This is a genomic window from Enterobacter sp. BNK-29 (assembly GCF_048684785.1).
In the GTDB taxonomy this organism is placed as follows: Bacteria; Pseudomonadota; Gammaproteobacteria; order Enterobacterales; family Enterobacteriaceae; genus Enterobacter; species Enterobacter cloacae_M.
Genome location: NZ_JBLQTU010000001.1, coordinates 2,446,005 through 2,466,484 on the forward strand (window position 1 = coordinate 2,446,005; position 20,480 = coordinate 2,466,484).

The 20,480-nt window shown below is 55.3% G+C and carries 23 protein-coding genes; 10 read left to right on the forward strand and 13 right to left on the reverse strand.

The window, feature by feature from the left end; translation table 11 throughout:
• Nucleotides 1-12: 12 nt before the first annotated feature.
• The 4 genes from ACMGGX_RS11685 to aspA all read right to left on the reverse strand — a co-directional run bounded on the left by ACMGGX_RS11685 (nucleotide 13) and on the right by aspA (nucleotide 4,970).
• On the reverse strand, nucleotides 13-1,704 hold the full coding sequence (locus ACMGGX_RS11685) for a protein-disulfide reductase DsbD (protein WP_325760274.1): 1,692 nt from the start codon (nucleotides 1,702-1,704) through the stop codon (nucleotides 13-15).
• Nucleotides 1,680-2,003, reverse strand: coding sequence for a divalent cation tolerance protein CutA (gene cutA, locus ACMGGX_RS11690; RefSeq protein ID WP_014168278.1), 324 nt, complete (start codon nucleotides 2,001-2,003; stop codon nucleotides 1,680-1,682). The genes ACMGGX_RS11685 and cutA overlap by 25 nt, the downstream gene beginning before the upstream one ends.
• 113 nt (nucleotides 2,004-2,116) lie before the next feature.
• The gene (locus ACMGGX_RS11695; RefSeq protein WP_023334226.1) at nucleotides 2,117-3,418 is read right to left on the reverse strand and encodes an anaerobic C4-dicarboxylate transporter; all 1,302 of its coding nucleotides are present in this window, start codon (nucleotides 3,416-3,418) and stop codon (nucleotides 2,117-2,119) included.
• 115 nt (nucleotides 3,419-3,533) lie between these two features.
• Complete coding sequence (gene aspA / locus ACMGGX_RS11700; protein ID WP_003855923.1) at nucleotides 3,534-4,970, reverse strand: aspartate ammonia-lyase; 1,437 nt, start codon at nucleotides 4,968-4,970, stop codon at nucleotides 3,534-3,536.
• A gap of 335 nt (nucleotides 4,971-5,305) precedes the next feature.
• On the opposite strand from aspA, the gene ACMGGX_RS11705 reads away from it, so the two are divergent.
• Nucleotides 5,306-5,770 (forward strand): FxsA family protein, encoded by a 465-nt coding sequence (locus ACMGGX_RS11705; protein WP_023616652.1) that lies wholly within the window; start codon nucleotides 5,306-5,308, stop codon nucleotides 5,768-5,770.
• Nucleotides 5,771-5,794: 24 nt separating this feature from the next.
• Here the strand turns inward: ACMGGX_RS11705 and yjeH are convergent, their stop codons facing one another.
• Nucleotides 5,795-7,045, reverse strand: a complete 1,251-nt coding sequence (gene yjeH / locus ACMGGX_RS11710) for an L-methionine/branched-chain amino acid transporter (protein WP_420298389.1) — start codon at nucleotides 7,043-7,045, stop codon at nucleotides 5,795-5,797.
• Nucleotides 7,046-7,223: 178 nt separating this feature from the next.
• Between yjeH and ACMGGX_RS11715 the strand changes: the two genes are divergently transcribed.
• From ACMGGX_RS11715 to ACMGGX_RS11725, 3 genes are all read left to right on the forward strand, one after another.
• Nucleotides 7,224-7,517, forward strand: coding sequence for a co-chaperone GroES (locus ACMGGX_RS11715; protein ID WP_003855929.1), 294 nt, complete (start codon nucleotides 7,224-7,226; stop codon nucleotides 7,515-7,517).
• Nucleotides 7,518-7,548: 31 nt separating this feature from the next.
• Nucleotides 7,549-9,192, forward strand: a complete 1,644-nt coding sequence (gene groL, locus ACMGGX_RS11720; RefSeq protein ID WP_014882201.1) for a chaperonin GroEL — start codon at nucleotides 7,549-7,551, stop codon at nucleotides 9,190-9,192.
• A 134-nt stretch (nucleotides 9,193-9,326) separates the two neighbouring features.
• Nucleotides 9,327-9,680 carry a DUF4156 domain-containing protein gene (locus ACMGGX_RS11725; protein WP_023310115.1) on the forward strand — a complete coding sequence of 118 codons (354 nt, stop codon included), beginning with the start codon at nucleotides 9,327-9,329 and terminating at the stop codon, nucleotides 9,678-9,680.
• A gap of 47 nt (nucleotides 9,681-9,727) precedes the next feature.
• Here ACMGGX_RS11725 and epmB read toward each other — a convergent pair whose 3' ends face one another.
• Nucleotides 9,728-10,756, reverse strand: coding sequence for an EF-P beta-lysylation protein EpmB (gene epmB, locus ACMGGX_RS11730; protein ID WP_420298390.1), 1,029 nt, complete (start codon nucleotides 10,754-10,756; stop codon nucleotides 9,728-9,730).
• Between the two features lie 40 nt (nucleotides 10,757-10,796).
• On the opposite strand from epmB, the gene efp reads away from it, so the two are divergent.
• The 3 genes from efp (at nucleotide 10,797) to ecnB (ending at nucleotide 11,808) form a co-directional block, all read left to right on the forward strand.
• Nucleotides 10,797-11,363, forward strand: coding sequence for an elongation factor P (gene efp, locus ACMGGX_RS11735; RefSeq protein WP_010427766.1), 567 nt, complete (start codon nucleotides 10,797-10,799; stop codon nucleotides 11,361-11,363).
• A 58-nt stretch (nucleotides 11,364-11,421) separates the two neighbouring features.
• Nucleotides 11,422-11,553: an entericidin A/B family lipoprotein gene (locus tag ACMGGX_RS11740; protein WP_024907352.1), complete on the forward strand. Its 132-nt coding sequence runs from the start codon at nucleotides 11,422-11,424 to the stop codon at nucleotides 11,551-11,553.
• Nucleotides 11,554-11,661: 108 nt separating this feature from the next.
• Nucleotides 11,662-11,808: a lipoprotein toxin entericidin B gene (ecnB, locus tag ACMGGX_RS11745; protein ID WP_003025482.1), complete on the forward strand. Its 147-nt coding sequence runs from the start codon at nucleotides 11,662-11,664 to the stop codon at nucleotides 11,806-11,808.
• Between the two features lie 36 nt (nucleotides 11,809-11,844).
• Here ecnB and ACMGGX_RS11750 read toward each other — a convergent pair whose 3' ends face one another.
• Entirely contained in the window at nucleotides 11,845-12,444 is a 600-nt protein-coding gene (locus tag ACMGGX_RS11750) for a helix-turn-helix transcriptional regulator (protein ID WP_023310118.1), read from the reverse strand.
• 261 nt (nucleotides 12,445-12,705) lie between these two features.
• Here ACMGGX_RS11750 and sugE point away from each other — a divergent pair, with 261 nt between their 5' ends.
• Entirely contained in the window at nucleotides 12,706-13,023 is a 318-nt protein-coding gene (sugE, locus tag ACMGGX_RS11755) for a quaternary ammonium compound efflux SMR transporter SugE (protein WP_008502938.1), read from the forward strand.
• On the opposite strand, the gene ACMGGX_RS11760 is transcribed toward sugE, so the two are convergent.
• Nucleotides 13,020-13,550 carry a lipocalin family protein gene (locus ACMGGX_RS11760; protein WP_023310119.1) on the reverse strand — a complete coding sequence of 177 codons (531 nt, stop codon included), beginning with the start codon at nucleotides 13,548-13,550 and terminating at the stop codon, nucleotides 13,020-13,022. The genes sugE and ACMGGX_RS11760 overlap by 4 nt on opposite strands.
• A 135-nt stretch (nucleotides 13,551-13,685) precedes the next feature.
• On the reverse strand, nucleotides 13,686-14,831 hold the full coding sequence (gene blaACT / locus ACMGGX_RS11765; RefSeq protein WP_420298758.1) for an ACT family cephalosporin-hydrolyzing class C beta-lactamase: 1,146 nt from the start codon (nucleotides 14,829-14,831) through the stop codon (nucleotides 13,686-13,688).
• Nucleotides 14,832-14,963: 132 nt separating this feature from the next.
• Here blaACT and ampR point away from each other — a divergent pair, with 132 nt between their 5' ends.
• Nucleotides 14,964-15,839: a LysR family transcriptional regulator AmpR gene (ampR, locus tag ACMGGX_RS11770; RefSeq protein ID WP_252047119.1), complete on the forward strand. Its 876-nt coding sequence runs from the start codon at nucleotides 14,964-14,966 to the stop codon at nucleotides 15,837-15,839.
• A gap of 29 nt (nucleotides 15,840-15,868) precedes the next feature.
• Here the strand turns inward: ampR and frdD are convergent, their stop codons facing one another.
• Genes frdD through frdA form a run of 4 tightly spaced genes read right to left on the reverse strand, consistent with a single transcriptional unit; the run spans nucleotide 15,869 to nucleotide 19,162 of the window.
• Nucleotides 15,869-16,228: a fumarate reductase subunit FrdD gene (frdD, locus tag ACMGGX_RS11775; RefSeq protein WP_000609653.1), complete on the reverse strand. Its 360-nt coding sequence runs from the start codon at nucleotides 16,226-16,228 to the stop codon at nucleotides 15,869-15,871.
• Nucleotides 16,229-16,238: 10 nt separating this feature from the next.
• Entirely contained in the window at nucleotides 16,239-16,634 is a 396-nt protein-coding gene (gene frdC / locus ACMGGX_RS11780) for a fumarate reductase subunit FrdC (RefSeq protein WP_032662400.1), read from the reverse strand.
• Nucleotides 16,635-16,644: 10 nt separating this feature from the next.
• Entirely contained in the window at nucleotides 16,645-17,379 is a 735-nt protein-coding gene (locus ACMGGX_RS11785; RefSeq protein WP_023310124.1) for a succinate dehydrogenase/fumarate reductase iron-sulfur subunit, read from the reverse strand.
• Nucleotides 17,372-19,162, reverse strand: coding sequence for a fumarate reductase (quinol) flavoprotein subunit (frdA, locus tag ACMGGX_RS11790; protein WP_420298391.1), 1,791 nt, complete (start codon nucleotides 19,160-19,162; stop codon nucleotides 17,372-17,374). Before frdA ends, ACMGGX_RS11785 begins: the two co-directional genes overlap by 8 nt.
• Nucleotides 19,163-19,472: 310 nt before the next feature.
• Here frdA and epmA point away from each other — a divergent pair, with 310 nt between their 5' ends.
• Nucleotides 19,473-20,450, forward strand: a complete 978-nt coding sequence (gene epmA, locus ACMGGX_RS11795; RefSeq protein WP_045404820.1) for an elongation factor P--(R)-beta-lysine ligase — start codon at nucleotides 19,473-19,475, stop codon at nucleotides 20,448-20,450.
• The last annotated feature ends 30 nt before the right edge of the window (nucleotides 20,451-20,480 follow it).

Here is a 20,480-nt window from a genome sequence, read left to right on the forward strand (position 1 = left end):
TTAAAGTGTTGTTTACGGTTGGCGATTACGCAAATGCGCGCTAAATGCGGCAGCATCCATAAACCCGGTTACACGCTGCCCCGGCTGCTCCTGGCCCTGTTGATTGAAGAACAGAATGGTTGGCAGCCCGAGTACGTTAAGCTGCTTCAGCAGAGCCTTATCCTGCGCATTATTGGCGGTCACGTTAGCCTGGAGCAAAACGGTCTCTTTCAGGGCGCTTTGCACCTGTGGATCGCTAAAAGTATATTTTTCAAACTCTTTGCAGGCGACACACCAGTCGGCATAGAGATCGAGCATCACCGGTTTGCCTTTCGCCTCTGCCAGAGCGCTGTTAAGTTCATCCACGTTTTTAATCTGGGTGAAGTTCAGATGCGCCTGCGTCTGACCCACCGGTGTGCCGAACGCCCAGTCCTGCAGAGGGCGTACGCTCACCAGCGCGGCAGCCAGCAGCAGGATTTGCACCAGGCGCATCCATGGCTTCTTCGCCCCCAGGCTGACAATAAACGCCCAGGCAAAGAATGCTACGCCGAGCATCGCCCACAGGCGCAAACCCCAGGCGTCGCCGATGATACGCTCAAGGAGGAACACCGGCAGCGCGAGGATGACAAAGCCAAATGCGGTTTTCACCGTCTCCATCCACGGGCCGCTCTTCGGCAGAAGTCGATTACCGAAAACCGTGACCAGAATCAGCGGCAGGCCCATGCCCAGGGCATACAGGTACAACGTTCCGCCGCCGAGCCACATGTTACCGCTCTGGGCGATATAGAGCAGGATGGCGCTCAGCGGCGCGGTGGTGCAGGGAGAGCATATCAGCCCGGCAATGGCACCCATCGCGAACACGCCGCCTGCGGAGCCGCCCTGCTGACGGTTGCTCATCAGCGTTAAGCGCGTTTGCAGCGAGGAGGGCAGCTGTAGCGTGAACAGGCCAAACATTGACAGCGCCAACAGGATAAACACCGCTGACAGGCCAATGAGAACATAAGGGTGCTGGAGTGCGGCCTGGAACTGTAACCCGGCAGCGGCAACCACGAGGCCGAGCGCCGTGTAGGTTAGCGCCATTCCCTGCACGTATATAAAAGCCAGCAGCAGCGCGCGGGCGGTAGAAAGACGCTGTTTGCCGCCCAGCACGATGCCAGAGATGAGCGGATACATCGGCAATACGCACGGCGTAAAGGCAATGCCTATACCAATCAGTAACGCCCACAACGCTGAGAACGGAAGGTCAGCGCTGTCGTTGGTTTTCTCAACCGAGGGGACCGGCGTTACAGCAGCAGTCGCTTTCACTTCGCTAAGTGGCACGACTTTCGTTTCCGGCGGATAGCAGAATCCGGCGTCCGCGCACCCCTGGTAGGTCACCGTCAGCGTTGCACCTTTATCGGCCTGATTCACCGTCACGGGCACGCTTAAGCGCTGGCGGTAGATTTCACTCTTGCCGTAGAACTCGTCCTCGTGCCACTCGCCAGCGGGCAACTGTAATGCACCCACGTTTGCCTGGGCAGGAGTAATGCTCACCTGCTTGCGATAGAGGTAATAGCCCTCTTTCACCTGCCAGGTAAGACTGAGATCGTGCTGGTTTTGCTGAAAGTCGAAAACGAACGCCTGGTCGGCAGGAATAAAGTTCGAACGGCCGGGCGCGTCAAACAACCCGGCAAAAGCTGACGTGCTGCACAGCAGCAGGATCAGCGTAAGGAAGCGTTGAGCCATGAGAGATAGTCGTTATCGCCGTGGACCACTGGCAGCACCAGCAGTTCCGGAGTTTGGTAAGGATGATGAGATTTGAGGCAGTCCAGGAGAGCCTGCTGATTCGCCAGATTGGTTTTGAGCAACATCTGGACTTCATACTCTTGCTCCAGCTTGCCTTCCCAGTAATAAAGGGAGGTGGCACCGGGGAGGAGTGTCACGCAGGCTGCCAGTTTTTCGGCCAGCACTTTGGCGGCGAGATCCTGGGCAGAGGCTTCATCAGGGGCGGTACACAGTACGACAACAGCATCAGGCGTGTTCACAAGTCGACCTCCTCATCACGAAAGGCTTCACTATATCACGCAAGGCGGTTGGTCATTAATGAAACGGGCCGAAGAGCGGCCCGATTTTAACTATTTTTACAACCACTCACCGTTTACAGCACCACGCCGCCAATGATAAAGCCGAGGATCACGCAAAGTGAAATGGCGACCACGCCCGGGATCAGGAACGCGTGGTTAAACACATACTTACCGATACGTGTTGAGCCGGTGTCGTCCATCTCCACCGCCGCCAGCAGGGTTGGGTAGGTTGGCAGAACGAACAGGGCGGAAACCGCCGCGAAAGAGGCAATCGCCGTCAGTGGCGTAACGCCCAGCATCAGTGCCGCAGGCATCAACGCTTTGGTGGTCGCCGCCTGGGAGTAAAGCAGAGTAGCGGCAAAGAACAGCACCACCGCCAGCAGCCACGGGTAGTTATGCAGCAGGTCGCCTGCTACGGTCTGAATGTCGCTGATGTGCGCTTTCACGAAGGTATCACCAAGCCAGGCTACGCCGAGGACGCACACGCAGGCGCTCATACCGGATTTGAAGGTGCTGGCGTTCAGCACTTCGCTGGTATCAATTTTACAGGTGATGCTAATCAGCGTCGCGATGGTCAGCATAAACACCACAATCGCTTCGTTACGCGGCAGGACCGGGTTCTGGATCAGGCCCACGGTGTCGCTGATGGCGGTCGCGTAGAACATCACCGCGACAATACCGATCAGGAACAGCAGCACGGAGCGTTTTGCGTGCGGCTTCAGCTCGAAGACCTGGCTGCCGCGCAGTCTCACTTCGCCCTTGGCAAGGCGTTCCTGGTAAACCGGATCGTCTTTCAGTTCGGCGCCGAGGAAGTTACACAGCACGGCAGTGATCATCACCGCGATCAGCGTCACCGGGATACAGATCGCCAGCAGCGTCAGGTAGCTCACGCCCATCGGCTCAAGGATACCGGCGAAGAAGACCACCGCAGCGGAAATCGGCGAGGCGGTAATCGCAATCTGGGACGCGACGACGGCAATAGAGAGCGGACGAGACGGACGGATACCCTGCTCTTTCGCCACTTCGGTAATCACCGGCAGCGTAGAGAAGGCGGTGTGGCCCGTACCGGCGAGAATGGTCATAAACCAGGTCACCAGCGGGGCAAGGAAGGTAATGTATTTTGGATGGCGGCGCAGCATACGCTCCGCCAGGCTTACCAGGTAGTCCATACCGCCTGCCACCTGCATGGCGGCGATAGCGGCAATAACTGCCATGATGATTTCGATAACGTCGAACGGGATTGCGCCGGGTTTAATCTGAAAGATAAGGGTAAGAACGAGCACCCCGAGACCGCCGGCAAAACCGATGCCGATACCCCCGAGTCTTGCTCCCAAATAAATCGCCAACAAGACGATGACGAGTTCTGCTCCAAACATAAGGACCTGCCTTGCTTATTAACAAGTTGATATTGAATTGTTGTATTTAGGTAACGCCTAAAAAGAAAAAAGGCACGTCACAAGTGACGTGCCTTAAGAAGCCTAGCCAGAACGGTTACTGTTCGCTTTCATCGGTATATCGTTTCGCTTTATATGCCGGGTGCATCAGGTTCTGGGCCGAGAAGATATCGTCCAGCTCAGCTTCGGTCAACAGCCCGCGCTCCAGCACCACTTCACGTACGCTCTTACCGGTTTCGGCGCAAATCTTACCGACGATATCACCGTTGTGGTGACCGATGAACGGGTTGAGGTAGGTGACGATCCCGATGGAGTTGTAGACATAACCCTCACAGACTTCTTTATTCGCCGTGATGCCGTTAATGCATTTTTCCAGCAGGTTGTAGCAGGCGTTGGTCAGGATGTGGATGGATTCAAACATCGCCTGGCCAATCACTGGCTCCATCACGTTCAGCTGCAGCTGACCCGCTTCAGAGGCCATGGTCACGGTCGTATCGTTACCGATGACTTTGAAGCAAACCTGGTTCACCACTTCTGGCACCACCGGGTTCACCTTGGCTGGCATGATGGATGAACCGGCCTGCAGCTCTGGCAGGTTGATTTCATTCAGGCCAGCGCGCGGACCGGAAGAGAGCAGGCGCAGGTCGTTACAGATTTTGGACAGTTTCACCGCCAGGCGTTTCAGGGCGCTGTGTACCATAACGTAGGCGCCGCAGTCGGAGGTGGCTTCAATCAGGTCTTCTGCAGGCACAACCGGCAGGTTAGACACTTCCGCCAGCTTCTGTACCGCCAGCTGCTGATAGCCATCCGGGGTGTTCAGACGGGTACCGATGGCGGTGGCGCCCAGGTTCACTTCCAGCAGCAGCTCGGAGGTGCGCAGCAGGTTTTTGGTCTCTTCGTTCAGCAGTACGTTAAACGCGTGGAATTCCTGGCCGAGGGTCATCGGCACCGCGTCCTGCAGCTGGGTACGACCCATTTTCAGGATGTCCTGGAACTCAACCGCTTTACGCTGGAAGCCATCACCCAGCTGGTTGATCGCATCCACCAGTTTCACCACAGAGGCATACACCGCGATACGGAAGCCGGTAGGGTAGGCGTCGTTGGTAGACTGGCATTTGTTTACGTGGTCGTTCGGGTTCAGGTACTGGTATTCACCTTTCTGGTGACCCATCAGCTCCAGGCCAATGTTTGCCAGTACTTCGTTGGTATTCATGTTGACGGAGGTGCCCGCGCCGCCCTGATAGACGTCAACCGGGAACTGGTCCATGCATTTGCCGTTGTTCAGCACTTCATCGCAGGCTGCGATAATCGCATTTGCCGCGCTTTTAGGAATGGTTTGCAGCTCTTTGTTGGCCAGTGCTGCGGCTTTCTTCACCATCACCATGCCACGGACAAACTCAGGGATGTCGCTGATTTTGCTGTTGCTGATGTAGAAGTTTTCAATCGCTCTCAGAGTGTGGACACCGTAGTAGGCATCCGCTGGAACTTCCCTGGTACCCAACAAGTCTTCTTCGATACGAATGTTGTTTAACATGTGAACCTTCTTTTCAAGCTGCCGATGGATTGTACTAAACACACAGTATTTATGTGGTTTTGAATATTTTCTGACCGACGATTATTCCCTCAATCAGCCAGATGCTCGAGATCATATGCTGATGATAGCGAATTGCCGTAAGCTGGATCACTTATTATCGAGCCGATTCCATGATAATTATTAATCTGTGAAATGGGTCACCGCTTTAAAATTTCCAAAAAAAATATCCGTGCAAACTGATTGAATTTTCGCTAACCGTCACCATCTCATACAAACGCGCGTCGCGAACACATTCAGACAGGGGCCCGATGGCCTCTGCCACACAGGAGATGCCAGTGCGCTGGATACCGTTTATTGCTTTCTTTCTCTATGTTTACATTGAGATTTCCATTTTCATCCAGGTTGCCCATGTGCTGGGCGTCTTGCTGACGCTTATTCTGGTGATTTTCACCTCCGTCATCGGCATGTCGCTGGTGCGTAATCAGGGTTTCAAAAATTTCCTGATAATGCAGCAGAAGATGGCCGCAGGGGAAAGCCCGGCGGAAGAGATGATCAAAAGCGTGTCGTTGATTATTGCGGGGCTGCTGCTGATCCTGCCGGGGTTCTTCACTGACTTCCTCGGCCTGCTGCTGCTTCTGCCGCCGGTGCAAAAACACCTGACCATGAAGCTGCTGCCGCATCTGCGCTTTAGCCGTATGCCGGGCGGCGGGTTCAGCACCGGGCCGGGCGATACCTTTGAAGGGGAGTATCAGCGTAAGGATGAACAGCACGACCGTTTAGATCATAAAGACGATCGGTGATTTTGTTGCCCGGTGGCGCTTCGCCTACCGGGCCTCCGGGAGCGCACCGCGCTTCGGCAAAAACATCCACAGCCCTGCCAGCATGATAATCGCGTACAGACTCTTCCATCCCACCATCGCCAGCAACAGCAGGCAAAGCAAACCCCCGACGACCGCCAGAGCTTTAAAGCGACCTTTCAGCAAACGACATCCCGCCAGCATGCACAGCAGGTAGATCATGATGAAAATGCCGTTGGCGTAGACGATCAGCGCGTCCAGATTAATCTTCAGTGCGTAAATACACAGCGTGCTTACCACGCAGCAGCCCAGTACGGCATTCAGAGCATTCAGCGGAAGCTGGCGTTTAGACAGGCGCGCGAGGCGATTCTCAGGTTTGTCGAGCGCCTGCGACCACACCAGCCGGGCAAAGCTCTGGATATAAATATTGAGGCTGGCAAAACAGGCGAGATAGCCGATGACACAGGCGATCCATAGCGCCTTCACGCCGAACAGTTCCACCACGATACCCGGCAGCGAGGCCGCGGCGGCGAGATCCGCTCCGAACGCGTGGAAGTGTAAGACCAGCACGGTACATGCCCAATAGACCGTACCTGCCAGCAGCAGGCCTATCATCAGCGCGCGGGGGAAATCGCGTTCAGGCTGCTTAAATTCAGAGGCCAGATGGGCAAAGGCTTCCAGGCCAACAAAACACCAGAACATGACGGAGAGCGCGGCGAAAAGCTCGGAATGGTCGACGTCGGTCAGCGCCGGGAAGGGAATTTCCTTGATTGTGATATCGCCCGCCCACCAGATTGCGACAACGAGCGCGACAATCAGCACCGCAACCAGCGTCTGCAGGTTGGCGCTGGAGCTGGCGCCGCGAGAGCCCACCCACCAGACGATCGCCAGCGTACCCAGTTCGGCCAACAATAACTGCTCGTGATGCCAGCCAAACAGCGCCTGACCAAAGCCGGTCGCAATATGCAACGCGGCAGGAAGGCCAACCGGAATGACGGAGAGAAACAGCCAGCCGGTGACACGCTGCAGCCGCGGGCCAAAGGCCAGTCCGACAAAGTGCGCCACGCCGCCCGCGCTGGGGAAATGCCGGCCCAGGATGGCAAACACAATGGCTATCGGGAAAACCAATACAATCAGCGCCGGCCACGCCCACAGGCTGTTATTTCCAGCCACCAGCGCCGCCAGTGCGGGTACGGCAAACACGCCTGTACCTAACAAGGAGGTTGAGAGCAGTCCGACGCCCTGCGCCAGCCCCAGCTCCTGCTTGAGTCCACTCATTCACATCGCCCTGCCAGTACCAAAAGAGAGGCGATGGTAACACTTTCGCAAATTTTTTTTCGACTCCCCCTTGAAGGGGGAAAAAGCTATCCCCATCTCTCAGGGCACTAGTCGGAAAACCGCATGCGGGCCGGCGTCATCCATAACTGATAATGACTTTCTCAAAGGAGAGCTATCAATGAGTATTCGTCCGTTACATGATCGTGTGATCGTCAAACGTAAAGAAGTTGAAACCAAGTCTGCTGGCGGCATCGTTCTGACCGGTTCTGCAGCAGCCAAATCAACGCGTGGCGAAATCATCGCTGTCGGTAAGGGCCGCATCCTGGAAAACGGAACTGTGCAGCCACTGGACGTTAAAGTTGGTGACATCGTAATTTTCAACGATGGCTACGGCGTGAAATCCGAGAAGATCGACAATGAAGAAGTGTTGATCATGTCCGAGAGCGACATTCTGGCAATTGTTGAAGCGTAATTTACGCACGAGAATTTGAGGAAATAAGAACATGGCAGCTAAAGACGTAAAATTCGGTAACGACGCTCGTGTAAAAATGCTCCGCGGCGTAAACGTACTGGCAGATGCAGTTAAAGTGACTCTGGGCCCGAAAGGCCGCAACGTAGTGCTGGATAAATCCTTCGGCGCGCCAACCATCACCAAAGATGGTGTTTCTGTAGCACGTGAAATTGAGCTGGAAGACAAGTTCGAAAACATGGGCGCGCAGATGGTGAAAGAAGTTGCCTCTAAAGCGAACGACGCTGCAGGTGACGGTACCACCACCGCGACCGTACTGGCGCAGGCAATCATCACCGAAGGTCTGAAAGCCGTTGCTGCGGGCATGAACCCAATGGATCTGAAACGTGGTATCGACAAAGCTGTCGCCTCCGCTGTTGAAGAGCTGAAAGCGCTGTCCGTACCGTGCTCTGACTCTAAAGCCATTGCTCAGGTTGGTACTATCTCCGCTAACTCCGACGAAACCGTAGGTAAACTGATCGCTGAAGCGATGGACAAAGTCGGTAAAGAAGGCGTGATCACCGTTGAAGACGGTACCGGTCTGGAAGACGAACTGGACGTGGTTGAAGGTATGCAGTTCGACCGCGGTTACCTGTCCCCATATTTCATCAACAAGCCAGAAACGGGTGCTGTTGAGCTGGAAAGCCCGTTCATCCTGCTGGCTGACAAGAAAATCTCCAACATCCGCGAAATGCTGCCAGTACTGGAAGCCGTTGCGAAAGCAGGCAAGCCTCTGGTTATCATCGCTGAAGACGTTGAAGGCGAAGCGCTGGCGACCCTGGTGGTTAACACCATGCGCGGCATCGTGAAAGTGGCTGCGGTTAAAGCACCTGGCTTCGGCGATCGCCGTAAAGCGATGCTGCAGGATATCGCTACCCTGACCGGCGGTACCGTGATCTCTGAAGAGATCGGTATGGAGCTGGAAAAAGCGACCCTGGAAGACCTGGGCCAGGCGAAACGCGTTGTGATCAACAAAGACACCACCACCATCATCGACGGTGTGGGTGAAGAAGCCGCTATTCAGGGCCGCGTGGGTCAGATCCGTAAGCAGATCGAAGAAGCGACTTCCGATTACGACCGTGAAAAACTGCAGGAGCGCGTAGCGAAACTGGCTGGCGGCGTTGCGGTAATCAAAGTCGGTGCAGCTACCGAAGTTGAAATGAAAGAGAAAAAAGCACGCGTTGACGATGCCCTGCACGCGACCCGTGCTGCGGTAGAAGAAGGCGTGGTTGCTGGTGGTGGTGTTGCGCTGGTGCGTGTTGCCGCTAAACTGGCAGGCCTGACCGCACAGAACGAAGATCAGAACGTGGGTATCAAAGTTGCGCTGCGCGCAATGGAAGCCCCTCTGCGTCAGATCGTTTCTAACGCCGGTGAAGAGCCATCTGTGGTTGCGAACAACGTGAAAGCGGGCGAAGGTAACTACGGTTACAACGCAGCAACTGAAGAATACGGCAACATGATTGACTTCGGTATCCTGGATCCAACGAAAGTAACCCGTTCTGCTCTGCAGTACGCGGCATCTGTCGCTGGCCTGATGATCACCACCGAGTGCATGGTCACCGATATGCCTAAAGGCGATGCACCAGACTTAGGTGCTGCTGGCATGGGCGGCATGGGCGGTATGGGCGGCATGATGTAATCGTGCGTTCTACGTCGTAGAATGTGAAAAACCCCCGGGCAGAAATGCTCGGGGGTTTTTCTTTTGGTCATCTTTTAGGTATAAGATTTACACACGGACAACTACTGTCCAGCTTATTGAAAACGAGGAATAACATGCGCGTAAAAGTCTGTGCAGGGATTGTAGGGGCAGCATTGCTGCTGGCGGGTTGTAGCTCCAGCAATGAGCTGTCGGCAGCGGGCCAGGGCGTTCGCTTTGTGGAAGATAAGCCTGGCAGTGAATGCCAGCTGTTAGGCACGGCAACCGGTGAGCAAAGTAACTGGATGTCAGGTCAGCATGGCGAGGAAGGTGGCTCGATGCGCGGTGCGGCGAATGCCTTGCGTAACCAGGCTGCGGCAATGGGCGGTAACGTGATTTACGGCGTGAGCAGCCCAACGCAGAGTATGCTGTCCAGCTTTGTGCCGACCGCCAGCCAGATGAACGGCCAGGTCTACAAGTGCCCGAACTGATGGCCTTTTTCCCTCTCCCTGTGGGAGAGGGTTAGGGTGAGGGGAAACTAGCACTGCCGCAGCTGCAAATCCAGCGGCGTCTTGCTCGGCTCTCCGCCAATCTCGCGTGCCAGCTTCGGCACCATATAGCCTGAAACCAGCGTTAACAGTTCGCGCATAATCTGCCGGGCTTCTTCATCCGTCACCATGAAATGGGCCGCGCCCTGAACGCGATCCAGCACGTGCAGGTAATAGGGCATCACGCCCGCATCAAAAAGGGCATTGCTCAGGTCAGCCAGCACACGGGCGCTGTCGTTCACGTCGCGCAGCAGCACGCTCTGGTTCAGCAGCGTCACGCCCGCTTTACGCAGACGCGCCATCGCCGCGCGAAAGTCATCGTCAATTTCGTTCGCGTGGTTGATATGGTTCACCAGCAGCACCTGCAATCTTGACTGCTCCAGGCGTGACACCAGGCCGTCAGTGACACGTGCCGGAATGACAATCGGTAAACGGCTGTGAATACGCAGGCGCTTAACGTGCGGAATGGCTTCAAGCTGGGTCAGCAGCCAGTCGAGCTCATGATCTTTTGCCATCAGCGGGTCACCGCCGGAAAAAATAATCTCATCCAGCTCAGGATGGGCGGCGATATAGTCCAGCGCGACCTGCCAGTTACGTTTATTGCCCTGGTTTTCGGCATAGGGGAAGTGCCGACGGAAGCAATAACGACAATTTACCGCGCAACCGCCTTTTACCAGCAGCAGGGCGCGGTTGAGATACTTGTGCAGTAAACCCGGCACCACGCTGTTCTGCTCTTCCAGCGGATCGGTGCTGTATCCCGGCGCGGTGACAAACTCATCCTGCGAAGTAAGTGTTTGTTTTAATAGCGGATCGTCGGGGTTGCCTTTCTCCATTCGCGCCACAAACGCACGGGGAACGCGCAGGGCGAAAAGGCGCTTTGCCTCGCGGCCTGCAAGCAACTCTGGGTGCTGATCGAGGTCTAAAAGACGCAGCAATTCATCAGGACTGGTGATTACATCGGCAAGTTGCGATAACCAATCTTCTCTGGACGGGGTGTTTAGGGTTACAATATGCGCCATTTTGTGGCTTAGCTACCAGTTAACAAATTTAGAGGGCCTTATGGCAACGTACTATAGCAACGATTTTCGTGCTGGTCTTAAAATCATGATGGACGGCGAACCGTACGCGGTTGAAGCCAGCGAATTCGTTAAACCAGGTAAAGGCCAGGCATTCGCACGCGTTAAGCTGCGCCGTCTGCTGACCGGTACCCGTGTTGAGAAAACCTTCAAGTCTACTGACTCTGCTGAAGGCGCTGATGTTGTTGATATGAACCTGACCTATCTGTACAACGACGGTGAGTTCTATCATTTCATGAACAACTCCACTTTCGAACAGCTGTCTGCTGATGAGAAAGCGGTAGGTGATAGCGCTAAATGGCTGCTGGATCAGGCTGAGTGCATCGTGACCCTGTGGAACGGCCAGCCTATCGCTGTGACCCCACCAAACTTCGTTGAACTGGAAATCGTTGAAACCGATCCAGGTCTGAAAGGTGATACCGCAGGTACTGGTGGTAAACCAGCCAAACTGTCTACCGGCGCAGTGGTTAAAGTTCCACTGTTCGTACAGACTGGCGAAGTGATCAAAGTGGATACCCGCTCCGGCGAATACGTATCCCGCGTGAAGTAATTTACGTCATGATTGAAGGCGCAGCGCCCGCTGCGCCTGATTTTTGCAGGCAGGGATGATGAAACGTACCGTTAAAATTCTGCTTCTGTTAGCGCTTTCCAGCGCTTTGCTTTCCGGCTGTAACACCACCCGTGGGATGGGGCAAGATATCCAGGATCTCGGTCATATCATTTCTCACGCCGCCAGCTAAGTTCGTCTAATTTTCCTAAAAATGCTTCCTTTTCCGTCAACCGGCGGGATCTTGTCTATTCTTAAGTTGCTATACACAAAACAACTTTGGCTATAAAAGGAAGATATTATGGTTAAGAAAACAATTGCAGCGATCTTTTCAGTCCTGGTACTTTCTTCAGTGTTAACTGCCTGTAATACCACGCGTGGCGTCGGTCAGGACATTTCTGAAGGTGGTAGCGCAATCTCTGGTGCGGCAACCAAAGCTCAGCAGTAATTAACATACGGTACGAGACCAGCGGGTTTCGTACCGTCAGCTTTCTGATTCCTGCAGGGATAAGAACGGAGAAAAACGCGTATCCATATGCAATTTCATGCGGATATTGCGTTTATAGGTATACACCGTTTTTCCGTTGATACTCAGGTGAGCGGCAATTTTTTGATTGCTCGCACCGTCCATCCACAATGTCAGCACTTTCTCTTCCTGTCGGGTCAGCAAGGGGGCCGCCGCCGTTGGCCTGTCAGCGCTGGCGCGTGAGATTAATGCGTCGTTGATCGTCGTTGCCACTTCTTCGAGACTGGCGTTTTTCAACAGCGACGACCACACCGGAAACTGTCCGAGCCAGTCGGTCATGCCGCGGTCCTCTCCCGATTGCAGCAAAATAAACGGTAATCGTTCACTGGCGCTCAGCAACGACGAAAGCTGCTGAAAATGATGAATATCCTGCCTGAAGCCGTAAAGATCGGCGATAACCAGCGTGGGTTTCCATTGCAGAATGTGCTCCCTGGCAAGGAACAGATTATTTAACCCGGTCACAACGTAGTGTCCCGGGAACAAACCGGAATGATTGAGCCATGCTTCAAACCCCGTGCGGGTGAAGTGACAACGGTCAATCAAGAGAATTTTGAACATATTTTATTCGCAGTCGGCTAGTGGTTTGGCTTCCTGCCATCAGAAAGCACATCATCATAGAGAAGTCGGATGAGTGCTAAATGCCGGAACTACGCGCCATACTGCGGCTATTTCTTGCCTTAACGTGTTCAGCAAAAAATGATTGAAAAAAAATAGCACGCTAACCACAATATGGGGCGTAATCTCTGCCTTACGGGACGACCCGTAAGCGTTTCTTTCACCGGGGACGGCCCCAACTTGTATTAAGTTAAGGAGCCTGAAATGTCCTGGATCATTCTTTTTATTGCTGGCCTGCTCGAAGTGGTATGGGCAATTGGTCTCAAGTACACCCACGGATTTACCCGCCTGACGCCCAGCGTCATAACCGTCACCGCGATGATCGTGAGTATTGTCCTGTTATCCTGGGCGATGCGCTCGCTGCCTGTGGGAACGGCTTACGCCGTCTGGACGGGCATTGGTGCGGTGGGGGCCGCCATCACCGGCATTCTGCTGCTGGGAGAGTCAGCGAGTCTGGCGCGTATCGCCAGCCTCGCCTTGATTGTGGCCGGGATCGTTGGGCTGAAGCTCAGTACCCATTAATGGGGTTGTTTTACCCAGATAAGTTTTGATACATCAAACCCTTGCCGGGTCGCGACGTCCAGCATCTGCTGTTTCATTTCTGATGAAATAGTTGGCGTGCGGGAAAGTATCCACAGATAGTCGCGATCCGGCCCGCAGACCAGCGCGTGACGGTACTCTCTGTCGAGCGCGATCACGTTATAGCCGCCATAAAACGGGCCGAAGAAAGAGACTTTGAGCGCGGCCCGTCGCGGGTCGCCCGTGAAGTACGCTTTCCCAATCGACTGCTGCCACATCTCCCGATCGGGATTATAGCCCCGGTTGATCACCTGAATACCGCCATCATCCATCGGGCTGTAATTCGCAGTGACCTTCTCCAGGCCCTGTTCAAACCGATGGTCGAGGCGCGCGATTTCATACCATGTTCCAAGGAAGCGTTGTGCATCAAAAGGCGAGACGACGGTAACGCCTGGAGGCGGGGTAGGGGAACTGCAGGCAACCACTAAAAACGCGGCTGTCACCGCGGCGATAACAGGCAGAATGCGCATAGGAGTTTCCTTACTGTTTTTTGTTAAGTGTAGATGACGGCAAGGAAAATGGGGTTTTTGTGCGGTGTGTTTCGCCGGGTGGCCATCCCGTGGATTTTGTAGGCCGGGTAAGCGTTAGCGCCACCCGGCAATGTTTTACTGCAGTGCGTCGAGGATACGGTATGCCGCCTCAACGCGTGCCGGGTTCGGATAGCTTTTATTCGCCAGCATCACAATGCCGAGCTGCTTTTCGGGAATAAACGCCACGTAGCTGCCAAACCCGCCGGTAGAGCCGGTTTTGTGCACCCATGAGGCTTTTACCGGAGGCGCCGGTGGATTCACTTCTCTCGCAGGCAGCGGTGCCAGCGCCACCTTATTGTCGCTACCTTCAACCACGGTTTTTGCATCGACCGGCCAGTTAAGCATTTCCCAGCCTAACCCCTGATACATGGCCCCCACGCGCCAGTAGCGAGACTGCGCCAGGGAAATGCCTTTCCTGAGTGAATTATCCTGAAGGGATTCCGGCTTCATGTTGACCATCACCCAGCTTGCCATATCCTGCACGTTGGTTTTTACGCCATAGGCTTCAGCGTCCAGCATTCCTGGCGAAACGTGTACCGCTTTACCGTCGCGGTATCCCCAGGCGTAATGCGCTTCTTCCGCTTTCGGAACGTTAATCCAGGTATGGTCCAGCTTGAGCGGCTTAAAGACCCGCGTCGTTATGGCCTGCTCATAGCTCATGCCGGAAGGCTTAACCGCCAGCGCGCCAAAAAGACCGATGCTGGCATTGGCGTAAAGACGCGTGGTACCCGGCTTCCACTGCGGCTGCCAGTTTTGATAAAAGCGCAGCAGAGAGGCGTTATCCGTGACCTCATCCGGTACCTGTAACGGCAAACCTCCTGCGGTATAGGTTGCCAGATCCAGCATGCGGATCCCCTGCCAGTGCTTGCCTGTCAGCTCAGGCCAGTATTTTGTAACCGGATCGCCCAGCGATATTTCACCGCGAGCAATGGCATCGCCACCGAGTACGCCGGTGAAGGTTTTACTTATAGAACCCAGTTCGAACAAGGTTTGTGGAGTGACAGGTTTGTTCGCCGCAAAATCGGCTTTACCAAAGGTAAAGTAGTGCGGCTGACCCTCATAAATCACCGCCACCGCCATACCCGGAATGGCCTGCGCTTTCATCAGCGGCGTAACGGTCCGTTCCACCACCTCAGCCAGCTGTTTTTCTGACATCGGGGTAGCCAATACCGAGCAGGAGGTGCTGAGCAGCAGGGCGCAGCAAAGGGATTTAGTCATCATCATTTATCTTCCGTAATAGCAGTTCAAGGGAGTGTCCGGGCCCGTCAGACCGCTGTAGTCTGTTGGATTTGACTATGGCTGACAAACGGTTAAATTTAGCATTAGCTGTTAATTTTTCTAACGGACGAGACCATGACGCGCAGCTATCTCCCTCTAAATTCCCTGCGGGCGTTTGAAGCAGCCGCCAGGCACCTCAGTTTTACGCATGCCGCTATCGAGCTGAATGTCACCCATTCCGCGATTAGCCAGCACGTCAAGGCGCTGGAACAACACCTTAATTGCCAGCTGTTTGTCCGCGTTTCGCGAGGGCTGATGCTGACCACTGAAGGCGAGAATTTGCTGCCGGTGCTGAATGACTCGTTCGATCGCATCGCCGGCATGCTGGATCGTTTTGCCAGCCAGCGCGCTCAGGAGAAGCTCAAAATAGGTGTGGTAGGGACTTTTGCCACGGGTGTTTTATTCTCGCTGCTCGCGGACTTTCGCCGCTGCTATCCGCATATTGATCTTCAGCTTTCCACCCATAACAATCGCGTCGATCCAGCGGCCGAAGGGCTTGATTACACTATTCGCTACGGTGGCGGCGCGTGGCATGGAACCGATGCTGAATTCCTTTGCCCTGCGCCGCTGTCTGCGCTCTGTACACCCGAGATTGCCTCAGTTCTCAAAAGCCCGGCAGATATCCTGAAGTTTACCCTGCTGCGCTCCTACCGGCGCGACGAGTGGGCTGCGTGGATGCAGGCAGCGGGCGAACACTCTCCCTCGCCGACGCACCGGGTGATGGTGTTTGATTCGTCCGTGACCATGCTGGAAGCCGCGCAGGCAGGCGTAGGGATTGCCATTGCGCCTGTCGACATGTTTACCCATTTACTCAGCAGCGAGCGCATCGTGCAGCCGTTTGCAACGCAGATTGACCTCGGCAGCTACTGGCTGACAAGGCTACAGTCACGGACAGAAACGCCCGCAATGCGCGAATTTGCCCAGTGGCTGGTGGGGAAGATGCAGAAATAAAAGGCCCGCCGGATGGCGGGCCAGAAGCGTCAGATGGTGACCACGGCAATCAGCGTCACCACGGTCAGGATGGTCGCCAGACCGTAGAACACCCATTTCCCGCTCGGTACATGAATTTTCAGGTCATGCATCGCATGGTGAATACGGTGCAGGCCACACCACAGCGGCAGGACGATCATCAGGAAGATGAACACGCGGCCGATAAAGCTGCTCGCGAACGCCAGCACGCGCTCGTAGCTCAGCGCATCGCCCGGGAACAGCCCCAGCGGCAGCATAATGCCGACCAGCAGGATGATGACGGGGGCGATGATGGCACTCCACATGCCGCCTGCGCCAAACAGGCCCCAGAAGACCGGCTCGTCAGAACGTTTTGGATTTGGATTGATCACAGGTGTCTCCTTACCAGAACAATGCGACAAACAGAATGACCACAGTGACCAGAATCGTCACTGCCCAGAGCCCTTTAATCACCGGCTCTGGCCCCATTTTCTCGTCTTTTATGATGATGTTTGCCGCTTTTGGCGCCAGCTCAAACCAGGTTTTGGTGTGAAGCAGCGCGGCCGCGAGCACGATCAGGTTCAGAACAACAATGATCGGGTTTTGCAGGAAACCGACAAAGCTGGCCCAGGCTTCCGGGCCATGCTTGAGGGCAAAAACGCCGTACATCAGCTCAAGGCTGAACCAGACCGCCGGTACCGCCGTGCCTTCACGCAGCATGTAGAAGCGATAAAACGGCAGGTTTTTCCACCAGGTGGACGGCACAGGCCGCACATAGGCTTTGCGTTTAGTCGTCATCATGCACTCCTTAGCGTGGTTTCAGGGTAGCGATAAGAAAGTCTTTCGAGCTTTCCACTTTACCCTGTTGAATTGCGGCGGCCGGGTCGACGTGCTTCGGACAAACTTCGGAGCAATAACCCACAAAGGTACAGCTCCAGACGCCGTTCTGGCTGTTAAGCTGCGCCATACGTTCTTTTTTGCCGTGGTCTCGGCTGTCTTCGTTATAGCGGTGCGCCAGGGTAATGGCGGCCGGGCCGATGAACTCCTTGTTCAGGCCAAACTGTGGACAGGCTGCGTAGCACAGGCCGCAGTTGATGCAGCCGGAGAACTGATGGTATTTCGCCATCTGCGCCGGCGTCTGGGTATTCGGCCCCTGATCCGGCGTGCGCGGATTACCGATGATGTACGGCTTAATGGCTTCCAGGCTTTCGATAAAGTGGGTCATATCGACCACCAGATCGCGTTCAATCGGGAAGTTGCCCAGCGCTTCGACCTTAATGCCTTTGGTGTACTCGCGCAGGAAGGTCTTACAGGCCAGCTTCGGCACCTTGTTGACCATCATGCCGCAGGAGCCGCAGATTGCCATGCGGCAGGACCAGCGGTAGCTCAGGTCTGGCGCCAGGTTGTCTTTGATATAGCCGAGCGCATCCAGCAGGGAGGTTTGCTCGTCATAAGGAACTTCATAGAAAGCGCTGTGCGGTGCGGCGTCCACTTCCGGATTGTAGCGCACCACTTCAACTTTCATTTTTTGCATCTCAGCCATTCGCCTTCTCCTTCTTCTCGGCGGCTTCTGCTTCTGCACCGTACACGCGTTTAGCCGGCGGCAGCGTGGTGATTTTCACGTCGCTGTAGTCCAGACGTGTGGTGCCATCTGCATCGCGCCAGGCGAGAGTGTGTTTCAGGAAATTGACGTCGTCACGTTCGGTACAGCCTTCATCCAGACGCTGGTGGGCCCCACGCGACTCTTTACGCGCCAGCGCAGAGTGCGCCATACATTCCGCGACGTTCAGACCGTGGCCCAGCTCGATGGTGTAGAGCAGGTCGGTGTTGAATACGCTTGAGGTATCGGTGATGCGCACGCGCTTGAAGCGCTCCTGCAGTTCCGCCAGCTTGTCGACGGTTTTTTGCATTAGCTCTGGCGTACGGTAAATACCGCAGCCTTCTTCCATCGACAGGCCCATCTCGTCGCGGATCTTAGACCAGTTCTCGTTACCCTCCTGGTTCACCAGACCTTTCAGGCGTTTTTCAACGTCTGCGACCTGCGCATCCAGCGCGGCACCGTTGGCTTCGCCTGCTGTAGCCGCCCGCTCCATCGCGCGCTCGCCCGCCATGCGGCCAAAGACGACCAGCTCTGCCAGTGAGTTAGACCCGAGACGGTTGGCGCCGTGCAGACCCACGGAGGAACACTCGCCGACGGCGAACAGGCCTTTAATTCGGGTTTCGCACTGCTGGTCGGTTTCGATCCCGCCCATGGTGTAGTGCGCGGTTGGACGCACCGGAATCGGCTCTTTCACCGGGTCGACGCCGACGTAAGCTTTCGCCAGCTCGCAGATGAACGGCAGACGTTCCAGCAGTTTCTTCTCGCCAAGGTGACGCAGGTCGAGATAGACCACATCGCCGCGCGGCGTGGAGATGGTGTTGCCTTTGCGCCACTCGTGCCAGAAAGCCTGAGAGACTTTGTCGCGCGGGCCGAGTTCCATGTATTTGTTCTTCGGTTCGCCGAGCGGGGTTTCCGGGCCCATGCCGTAATCCTGCAGATAGCGGTAGCCGTTTTTATTGACCAGAATACCGCCTTCACCGCGGCAGCCTTCCGTCATCAGAATACCGGAGCCCGGCAGGCCGGTTGGGTGATACTGCACGAACTCCATATCCCGCAGCGGTACGCCGTGGCCGAGCGCCATGCCCATGCCGTCACCGGTGACGATGCCGCCGTTGGTGTTGTAGCGATAAACGCGACCCGCCCCGCCCGTCGCCATCACTACCGCGTTGGCGCGGATCTGGACAAGCGTGCCTTCCATCATGTTCATCGCCACCAGGCCACGCGCCTGTCCGTCATCAACCAGAATGTCGAGGACGAAATGTTCATCGAAGCGCTGAATTTGTGGGAACTGAAGGGAGGTCTGGAAGAGGGTGTGCAGCATGTGGAAGCCAGTTTTATCGGCGGCGAACCAGGTGCGTTCAATCTTCATACCGCCAAAGCGGCGAACGTTGACGCTGCCGTCCGGACGGCGGCTCCACGGACATCCCCACTGTTCAAGCTGGGTCATTTCCGTTGGACAATGATGCACAAAGTAGTCAACGACATCCTGTTCGCAAAGCCAGTCGCCCCCTGCAACCGTGTCGTGGAAATGGTATTCAAAGCTGTCATGATCCTGCGCAACGGCGGCGGACCCTCCTTCTGCTGCCACTGTGTGACTACGCATTGGATAGACTTTTGAAATCAATGCGATTTTAGCGTTGGGATTAGCTTGTGCTGCAGCAATCGCAGCACGTAATCCAGCCCCGCCAGCGCCTATTACGGCAAGATCGGCTTGAAAAGTTTGCACGACATTCCTCCAGATTTTTGTTATTTCGCAACGCGACAAACTAAAGGTAGTTCACCCGTCCAAAAGGACGATTGCGAAAGCGTTTCCACTGCTCCTTTATGGGTAAAACAGTATAACCGTGTAGATGTCAGGGAAATTTGACGTGTTCGATTTTTTTGCTGTTCTGTATGGTGATTTATCATGAAGATTGATGAAATACGTCACGAAAAAGTTCACCTAAATGAAATGCGCTTTTTTACTGCGCAAAATTTGTCTCTGCCCCTGCTAACGAGTAGACTTCGTGCCCTTGTCTGAAATCGGAGAACAACTCATGAGCGAAACGGCCACCTGGCAGCCGAGCGCATCCATCCCTAATCTGTTAAAACGCGCTGCAATTATGGCGGAGATCCGCCGTTTCTTTGCCGACCGCGGAGTCCTGGAGGTGGAAACGCCGTGCATGAGTCAGGCAACGGTAACGGATATTCATCTGGTGCCGTTTGAAACCCGTTTTGTTGGCCCCGGCCACTCTCAGGGCATGAATTTGTATCTGATGACCAGCCCGGAATACCACATGAAACGCCTGCTGGCGGCGGGATGTGGTCCGGTGTATCAGCTGTGCCGCAGCTTCCGTAATGAAGAGATGGGGCGTCACCACAACCCGGAATTCACCATGCTGGAGTGGTACCGCCCGCATTATGATATGTACCGCCTGATGAATGAGGTGGACGATCTGCTGCAGCAGGTCCTGGAATGCTCGGAAGCCGAAACGCTCTCCTATCAGCAGGCTTTCCAGCGCCATCTGGAAATCGATCCGCTGTCGGCGGACAAAACCCAGCTGCGCGAAGTGGCGGCAAAACTGGATCTCAGCAACGTGGCGGATACCGAAGAGGATCGCGACACGCTGCTGCAGCTGCTGTTCACCTTCGGCGTAGAACCACAGATTGGCAAGGATCGTCCGACCTTTGTCTATCACTTCCCGGCAAGCCAGGCGTCGCTGGCGCAGATCAGTACCGAAGATCATCGTGTAGCAGAGCGTTTTGAGGTCTATTACAAAGGCATCGAGCTGGCGAACGGCTTCCACGAACTAACGGATGCCCGCGAGCAGCAGCAGCGCTTCGAGCAGGATAACCGCAAGCGCGCCGCGCGCGGTTTGCCGCAGCAGCCTATTGATGTGAATTTGCTTGAAGCATTAAAAGCAGGTCTGCCGGATTGCTCCGGCGTGGCGCTGGGTGTTGACCGTCTGGTGATGCTGGCCCTGGGCGCAGAACAGCTTGGTGATGTGATTGCGTTTACCGTAGATCGCGCCTGACGGCAGTTAACCCTCTCCCGCGGGAGAGGG

Coding starts and splice junctions, on each gene's coding strand:
- ACMGGX_RS11685 (WP_325760274.1), bottom strand. CDS start 1,704: ATGGCTCAACGCTTCCTTACGCTGATCCTGCTGCTGTGCAGCACGTCA.
- ACMGGX_RS11695 (WP_023334226.1), bottom strand. CDS start 3,418: ATGTTTGGAGCAGAACTCGTCATCGTCTTGTTGGCGATTTATTTGGGA.
- aspA (WP_003855923.1), bottom strand. CDS start 4,970: ATGTTAAACAACATTCGTATCGAAGAAGACTTGTTGGGTACCAGGGAA.
- yjeH (WP_420298389.1), bottom strand. CDS start 7,045: ATGAGTGGACTCAAGCAGGAGCTGGGGCTGGCGCAGGGCGTCGGACTG.
- ACMGGX_RS11715 (WP_003855929.1), top strand. CDS start 7,224: ATGAGTATTCGTCCGTTACATGATCGTGTGATCGTCAAACGTAAAGAA.
- groL (WP_014882201.1), top strand. CDS start 7,549: ATGGCAGCTAAAGACGTAAAATTCGGTAACGACGCTCGTGTAAAAATG.
- ACMGGX_RS11725 (WP_023310115.1), top strand. CDS start 9,327: ATGCGCGTAAAAGTCTGTGCAGGGATTGTAGGGGCAGCATTGCTGCTG.
- epmB (WP_420298390.1), bottom strand. CDS start 10,756: ATGGCGCATATTGTAACCCTAAACACCCCGTCCAGAGAAGATTGGTTA.
- efp (WP_010427766.1), top strand. CDS start 10,797: ATGGCAACGTACTATAGCAACGATTTTCGTGCTGGTCTTAAAATCATG.
- ACMGGX_RS11740 (WP_024907352.1), top strand. CDS start 11,422: ATGAAACGTACCGTTAAAATTCTGCTTCTGTTAGCGCTTTCCAGCGCT.
- ecnB (WP_003025482.1), top strand. CDS start 11,662: ATGGTTAAGAAAACAATTGCAGCGATCTTTTCAGTCCTGGTACTTTCT.
- ACMGGX_RS11750 (WP_023310118.1), bottom strand. CDS start 12,444: ATGTTCAAAATTCTCTTGATTGACCGTTGTCACTTCACCCGCACGGGG.
- sugE (WP_008502938.1), top strand. CDS start 12,706: ATGTCCTGGATCATTCTTTTTATTGCTGGCCTGCTCGAAGTGGTATGG.
- ACMGGX_RS11760 (WP_023310119.1), bottom strand. CDS start 13,550: ATGCGCATTCTGCCTGTTATCGCCGCGGTGACAGCCGCGTTTTTAGTG.
- blaACT (WP_420298758.1), bottom strand. CDS start 14,831: ATGATGACTAAATCCCTTTGCTGCGCCCTGCTGCTCAGCACCTCCTGC.
- ampR (WP_252047119.1), top strand. CDS start 14,964: ATGACGCGCAGCTATCTCCCTCTAAATTCCCTGCGGGCGTTTGAAGCA.
- frdC (WP_032662400.1), bottom strand. CDS start 16,634: ATGACGACTAAACGCAAAGCCTATGTGCGGCCTGTGCCGTCCACCTGG.
- ACMGGX_RS11785 (WP_023310124.1), bottom strand. CDS start 17,379: ATGGCTGAGATGCAAAAAATGAAAGTTGAAGTGGTGCGCTACAATCCG.
- epmA (WP_045404820.1), top strand. CDS start 19,473: ATGAGCGAAACGGCCACCTGGCAGCCGAGCGCATCCATCCCTAATCTG.